Origin of the sequence: Pseudoalteromonas sp. DY56-GL79 (assembly GCF_041414765.1) — a bacterium.
GTDB classification, from domain to species: domain Bacteria; phylum Pseudomonadota; class Gammaproteobacteria; order Enterobacterales; family Alteromonadaceae; genus Pseudoalteromonas; species Pseudoalteromonas piscicida.
In genome coordinates this window covers 29,115-36,458 of record NZ_JANHZS010000014.1, presented here as the reverse complement: position 1 = coordinate 36,458, position 7,344 = coordinate 29,115, and the positions used below count along the sequence as shown (strand labels likewise).

Sequence of the window (7,344 nt, the reverse complement as noted above, 5' to 3'; positions counted from 1 at the left end):
GCCATCCCCATAACTTGGTTGGGATTCCTTTGGCAACAGCGCGAGCAGTATCAATTTGGCTTGCGACAGTTAACCATCAGTAACGTTGTAAAAAACCAATCAATTACTTAACCGCAACAAACACAGTACCCACTTAAGTAGGAGAACGTTTGTAGGGTATATCTATAAAGGTTAACTAACCGCTAAAACCGCGAGCCAAGTTAATCAACAGCACCTTTTGCTATTTGCTTGCAGCATGCATACAACATTGCTGTAATCACTCACTGTCACTTTAACGCTTGAATATGGCAACTTTTTTACCATCTTTGTAGCGAGGGTGACGACATCAAAGTCTCAAATAGAGTTATAAAAAAGACCATACTTAAGCTGGTAAAACACACACAATTTGTGTGGCTTCACATCAACGACTCATGATCTGTACTGAAAAAGGCTAGCACAAGAAACTGATAAATAAACCGCTTTATTAACAAAAAAGTAAATTTATCCATTACACAAGATTACACCGAACCGCTTTTAGGAACTTTTTATTAGGTAGTAACAGGAAAGTCAGAACGATTTGTTCACTTACTGAACAAGCCTCTGTTTTAGAAACATTTTTGATAAAACTCAGAAATACAATTTAGCCTGATATCGAGGTAACGAAAGTAAGACCTGTGCAAGTTTTATATTTATTTGCACTGGTCTTACAGCATCAAACTATTACTTTTGTAATGTGCTTAATATTACTTTAGCGAAGGTGAGGTAGTAAACGGCTTCACTCCAATCGCTTGGTAAATTTCAGCAGGCTTAAACGCTTGCTCACCTTTGATCACCAATGTCGCTTTTTGCAGTGCTGTAATGTCCTTAAGAGGATCGCCGTCGATCAACACTAAATCTGCTACTTTACCCTTGGCAATTGAACCGGTTTGATGTGCGACGCCCATCAATTTGGCACTCTCTAGCGTTGCCATATTCAGCACGTCAGCCGCAGGAATACCCGCATCAACGTAAAGCGCAAGCTCACGGATCAAGGTAAAGCCTGCAATGTTATCCGTTCCAGGTACCATTGGAACACCAGCGTCATAGAGCTTTTTCAGCATTTGTTGCATCGCTTCACCCGACTCTTGGTAGCTCAGCTTAAACTGTTCATCAACATGCATCTCAGCTCCTTTTAAACCACGAGCGAATGCAATTGGCATATGCTCTGAAATAGCAGCATATTCTGGATTGATCTTTTGATCTTCTGCCATCAATAAACTTCTGAATGTAGATACAGTAGGATCCACAACGATGCGCTTATCGCTTAGTAGCTTAATGAACGCATTCATCTGTGGACTATCGAGTGATAAACCTGACGCTTGCTCTCCCATCAGTGAAAACCGTTTTTGTGTTCTGGTATCCACTTCTTCACCCGCAAGGAAATTCAGGAACAGCATATTAATGTGCTGAATCTCATCATAGCCATTTGCAATGGCTTGCTCTGCCGTCATAAACGCGGGCACGTGACCGCTAAGTCTCAATCCACGACTATGCGCACGCTCAGAAATAGGCTTTACCCAGTTCGGATCGATAGAAGAATATAGCTTCACTTGAACATAGCCATTATCGGCAAAGAAGTCGACCGTCTCAAGCGCTTCTTCCAGTGACTTTACACTTAAGCCAGCTGAGTTTTCGCTGTATTTATCCATAAAGCCAGCACGGTACACGCGAGAACCCAGCACTTGGTTAGTATTAAAGAGCGCTTCAATTTCCATAATATTGTCATGATCGTTCCCCATATCTCTAACGCTGGTAACACCGTTCGCAATATTAAGAATACCGTTATCTTTTGATAAATGACCGTGCATATCCCAAAGCCCTGGGATCAAGGTTTTCCCTTTTCCATCAAGGCTAGCTACGCCATTTTGTTTTTTAATATGTTTAGTTATTTCTACAATCTTGCCATTTTTAATTAACACATCATGGTTTTTCAGCAGTTTTTTCTGCTCACCATCAAAGACGGCAACATTTTCAATCAGTAATGCAGGGACATCATGTGTCAGCTTGCTAGCGAGGTTTTCTAAATACTGCTGTTCGGCTTGTTTTTGGATAGCCTCGAGCTCTTCGAACTGTGATTTGGTATAGCCGTCACGCAAGACATACATTGATCCCCAACTTTGTGCGAAGTAGTTACCATCGTCGTCATACCATGCAAAATTAGGAGTAAGACTAAGACCACTCGTTACTAATAGATGAACGGTTTGCTCCCCCAACTTCATCGTCTTCATTTTTTCGATAAGCATTTTACCTTGAGGGTAAACATCTAATTCGTATTTATTATTTTTTAGAACATAACGCATCGTCGCGTTATCTAGTGCAAGGTGGTTATTAGACGGTACGTAGAAATCGAGTGTCGCGTCAGCCTTAATGCCTGATTCATTGACACTTTTCCACTGCGCAATGCCTCTGTTATAGCTAAACGTTTCATCAATTGCGGAGCCAAAAGCAGAACGCCCTTTAAGACTAAAATTGATGGGTAGTCCTTTTTCATTCAACTTTAAGGTTTCATCAATTAAGATCCGACGGTTGTTCCAGCCGAACTCAATTTTAGCTTTATAGTTTTGATCGTCGATTTTTTCTTGGGTTAGCGTGCCCGCTAAGCCTTTTTCTGAGTAAACATTATTGGTAATGGTGTCAGCAAATACCGCCCAACTTTGAGTAGTTAAAAGCGCCGCAACGAGCGTCGACAAGGCACTTCGCTTTGTTATTATTTTTGTCATGTTCTTGTTCCTTACATTTCCGTTTAACAACAATGATATTACATCAAGATAACAAAAAGCGAAGTGCTTTAACTGTTACAATTCGTGTTCATTTCACCACTCAAACAGGCTTTTAGTAACCTGCTGCTTGACCATCTTTCCTTGTTTCGGATGCACCGTAGTACACTCCAGTTTTACCATCTCGCATAATCGCTTGATAACCGCCATAGGGACCAACTGCTTCTTGTAATTTGTGACCCTTTTTTATCAGCTCTCTACGGGTTTCCATGGAAAAACCAGACTCGAGACTGACATACCCTCCATCAGTCATGATTTCACCGGTTGGTTGCGATGAACCACTGTGCAAAATTCTAGGCGCATCGCCCGCTTCTTGTAGATTCATACCAAAATCAATCATATTAATCAGGATCTGGGCATGCATTTGCGGTTGAGTAGCGCCTCCCATCACGCCATAACTCATCCATGGTTTACCATCTTTTGTGACAAAGGCAGGAATAATGGTGTGAAAAGGTCTTTTTCCCGGCGCATAACCGTTGTAATGGTTTTTATCTAACGCAAATAGCTCGCCTCTATTTTGCAAGACAAATCCAAGTTTAGCTGGAGTCATACCCGAGCCCATACCACGGAAATTACTTTGGATCAGCGACACCATATTCCCTTCTTTATCGGCAGTCGTAAGATAAATGGTGTCCCCTTCTACAGGACCTGCATGATCGCGTTTTGCTGCTTTATTTGGATCAATCAATGCGCGTCTTTTATCTGCATATGCTTGCGAAATAAGTGTCGCGACTGGTATCTCATTAAAGTCTGGATCGGCGTAGTATTTTGCTCTATCCGCAAAGGCTAGTTTTTTTGCTTCAACAAAGGTGTGAATATACTCTGGGCTGTCGAATCCCATTGCCTTGATATCATAGCCTTCTAAAATATTGAGAATTTGCTGGGCGGCAATGCCCTGACCATTGGGAGGTAGTTCCCATAATGTGTAGCCGCGATAATCAGCACTTACGGGGTCAACCCACTCACTGTGGTGCTCAGCCAAGTCTTGGTAACTTAAGTATCCACCATTTGCCTTCATGTAACGGTCAATTTCTTTAGCAATTTCGCCTTTATAAAAAGCATCGCGGCCTTTATCTGCAAGTAACTCATAGGTATTAGCGAGTGCCGGATTCTTAAATATCTCCCCCTTTTTAGGCATTTCCCCATCAGGCATAAATACTTCTTTAAATCCGGCATATTGCTCACGAGCCGACACCGAGCGCTGCATATAATAAGCAATCAACTCAGAAACTGGAAAGCCGCTTCTAGCGTAGTCGATACTGGGTTGAAGTAACTGTTTCATTGGCAGTTTGCCAAATTTGTTGTGTAGTTCAAACCAACCATCGACCGCACCGGGGACAGAAACAGGAAGCGGCCCATAGCTTGGAATTGTATCGCCTTGCTGCTGTAATTTTGCTAGCGAAAGGCTTTTTGGTGAGCGCCCCGAAGCATTGAGACCAAATAACTTTTGTTGCTTCGCGTCCCACACAATCGCAAATAAGTCGCCACCAATACCGCAACCTGTAGGCTCCACTAAGCCAAGCATGGCATTGGCTGCAATTGCAGCATCTATGGCGCTTCCGCCTTGCTTCAATACCTCTATTGCAACTTGTGTTGCCAGTGGTTGAGAAGTTGCCGCCATGCCCTGGGTGGCAATAACCTCAGAACGACTAGCGAAAGCTTTTCCCGTGATCCTGTCATAAGCGAGAGCCGCTGAGCTTACTGATGCACAAAGCATAGTAACCAGCGTGCATTTAACTACCTTATTCATTATTTTCTCTTTTGTTGTTTTCTTTTTAACCAATATAAAAAGCCAAATTGCTTACAGCAATTCATTTGCGGTCAAAGCGAAAGAAAACGAGATTGGACCTAATGCGAAAACTCAACAATCCATTGTCATAGTACTCGCTCTACCACGAGAATATTCGCCCAAATTTGATACAGGTTTTTGCAGCTGGACTACACTAATGTTGAAGTGCTCTGCAGGAAAAAATAAACGCAACGGGATCGGGGTAATTGAATTGGTTATTTATGAGTAATCGGGTTATTTCTATAAATTTAAAACAAACACTGACTTGGGGCACAGTACTCTGTGGCTTGGTGATCTCGTCTCTTATTGTCTCCATTTCATATGTTAACCAACGAGACATGCTGCTCGAAAGCCATGAGACAAAACTAAAACAAAATTTAACCCATTTAGGTAAACATCTTTTTACTGAGTTTGTGGAGGGCAACAATAATCAAGTTAGCCTGACCCTCGAGGATTATTATTCTGACAGTAAATATAAAGCGCTCTTCCTTATTCAAGGAGAAACGCTCATCAACGAAACCCAACACTCAGCGATTGGACTACAAGTATTTAATCAAGTTATCAGTCAGGCAGAAGCCACAACAACACTACGCACTCTTGATCTCACTGTGACATTTGACCCTAATCTGCAGCACTTTCTCGCTGCCATTCCCATTTCACCTAAACTGCCCGTCGTTAAGTCCGCGGATGTAGTTAGGCTGATTGCAATTTATGACGTAAGCACCGTTTTTCTTTCGTTAAGGCAACAATTGATAACGAAGGCGAGTATTCTGACGGTATGTTTAATACTCATCATTATCGCGCTACTAAGCTTCACCCATTACTTCATTCATAAACCAATCAAAAGGCTGATCCAAGTAGGCGATGCATTATCCACTAAGTCTTTGAGCAGTAGAGCCGACATCGTGGGACATGGCGAGCTTGGAGTCCTAGCCAAGCAATTCAATGTTATGGCACAAACGTTAGAGAAAAACTGGCAACAACAATTACAAAGCTCCCAAGAATTACAGCGTCGACACGCTCTTATTAATAGTGTTTTTGAAGCTTTACCGGATATTTTCTTTATAATCAATACGGACGGCATCATATTAGAATGCCATACCGGAAAATCAGACGACTTGTACATGTCGCCTGAGCAGTTTATCAACAAGAAAATGGCGGAGGTACTGCCCTCCCATGCAGCAAAACAATTTAGCCAAGCAATCAAGTCTGCCAATCAGCGCCATCAATTAACCCAAATAGAATATCCACTGACAATTGCTGCTCAAGCGAAGCTATTCGAAGCTCGCTTATCCCCTATTCCAGGAACAGATCAACTGGTAATCGCAGTGCGCGATATCACCGAGAAAAAGCGTCAAGAAGAAGTCATTTTACATCACGCTTTTTATGACTCATTGACCGACTTACCAAATCGTTTTTTAGCGATGGAGCGGCTAGCGCAGCAACTGTTTGATGCCGAACGCAACGATGAACTTGCGGTAGTGTTTTTTATTGATTTAGATGATTTTAAAAGGATCAATGATTCACTCGGACACGAAACGGGCGATCAAATTCTCATCGCTTCAGGAGAAAGGCTCAAGCAATCGCTACGTGAGCAAGATACCGTGTCACGTCTTAGTGGTGATGAGTTTATTGTGTTGATGGGAGGATTTAAACATACTGCAGACATTACCTCAGTTGCCGATATGCTCATCAAACTTTTTCATCATCCCATTATTGTCGACGATAAAGATTTTAATATTTCAGTCAGTATAGGTGTTGCTATCTATCCTTTAGACGCGAGCTCCCCCCAAGAGTTACTTAGCTGCGCTGATACCGCAATGTATAATGCCAAAAGTAATGGTCGCAACAACTACTGTCTATTTAATCAAAAGATGAGCCAACAGCTGTCTCGGCGCATTGAAATTGAGGAAGCACTACGCGTAGCACTGAATGAAAACGAGTTAGAAGTGTTTTACCAACCTCAATTTTATATTGAAGACAGTGATGTATTTGGCGCGGAAGCTTTACTCCGCTGGCACAGTAAAACACTGGGTAATGTCCCTCCTGCGGAGTTTATTCCCGTTGCGGAACAAAGCGGTTTGATCATCGACATCGGATTGTTTGTGCTCTCAACGGCTATTAACCAAGCACACCAATGGCAGCAACACTTAAACTCCGACATCCGTATCGCAATCAATTTATCACCTAGGCAGTTTAAAGACCCAAGCCTTTTGAAACAGATCGAGCTATTGGTAAAAGATATCCCGATTGCCAATCGTTTTATCGAACTGGAGATCACGGAAGGCGTACTGATCTCAGGGCAGGCACAGGTAAAACAGACCTTAACCCAATTACATCAGTTAGGGTTTAAATTATCTTTGGATGATTTTGGTACGGGTTATTCATCACTGAACTATCTCCGTCATTACCCCTTCGATTTACTCAAAATAGACCGCAGTTTTATCAGCGATATGCTCACCACTCACGAATCTAAAGCGTTAGTTAAAACGATTATTGCCATGGCGCATAATTTATCGATGAAGGTAGTCGCCGAAGGCGTGGAGACGCTTGAGCAATTGCGTTTATTGCAGGAGCTGGAGTGTGATTTTGGTCAAGGATATTTGATCAGCAAGCCGCTTTCTGCAGCACAATTTGAAACCTTTTACCATACTAAGATCGAACCAGTTAAGCGCTCATCTTAGCAAGAAAAACAAACTTTAAAAGTAACATCGCGCCCGAATATCCACTTGAGATAATAAATCAGGGTAAACACAAGAC

Annotated in this window: 3 protein-coding genes; 1 reads left to right on the top strand and 2 read right to left on the bottom strand. The window is 42.2% G+C overall.

What is annotated here, in order from left to right:
• Nucleotides 1–722: 722 nt before the first annotated feature.
• Together NO992_RS11555 and ggt are read right to left on the bottom strand one after the other, a co-directional pair.
• Nucleotides 723–2,738: an amidohydrolase family protein gene (locus NO992_RS11555; RefSeq protein WP_371377241.1), complete on the bottom strand. Its 2,016-nt coding sequence runs from the start codon at nt 2,736–2,738 to the stop codon at nt 723–725.
• 112 nt (nt 2,739–2,850) lie between these two features.
• A complete protein-coding gene (ggt, locus tag NO992_RS11550; protein ID WP_371377237.1) occupies nt 2,851–4,545 on the bottom strand; it encodes a gamma-glutamyltransferase in 1,695 nt (564 codons plus the stop codon).
• A gap of 260 nt (nt 4,546–4,805) precedes the next feature.
• Between ggt and NO992_RS11545 the strand changes: the two genes are divergently transcribed.
• Nucleotides 4,806–7,268: an EAL domain-containing protein gene (locus tag NO992_RS11545; protein WP_371377234.1), complete on the top strand. Its 2,463-nt coding sequence runs from the start codon at nt 4,806–4,808 to the stop codon at nt 7,266–7,268.
• Nucleotides 7,269–7,344: the final 76 nt, after the last annotated feature.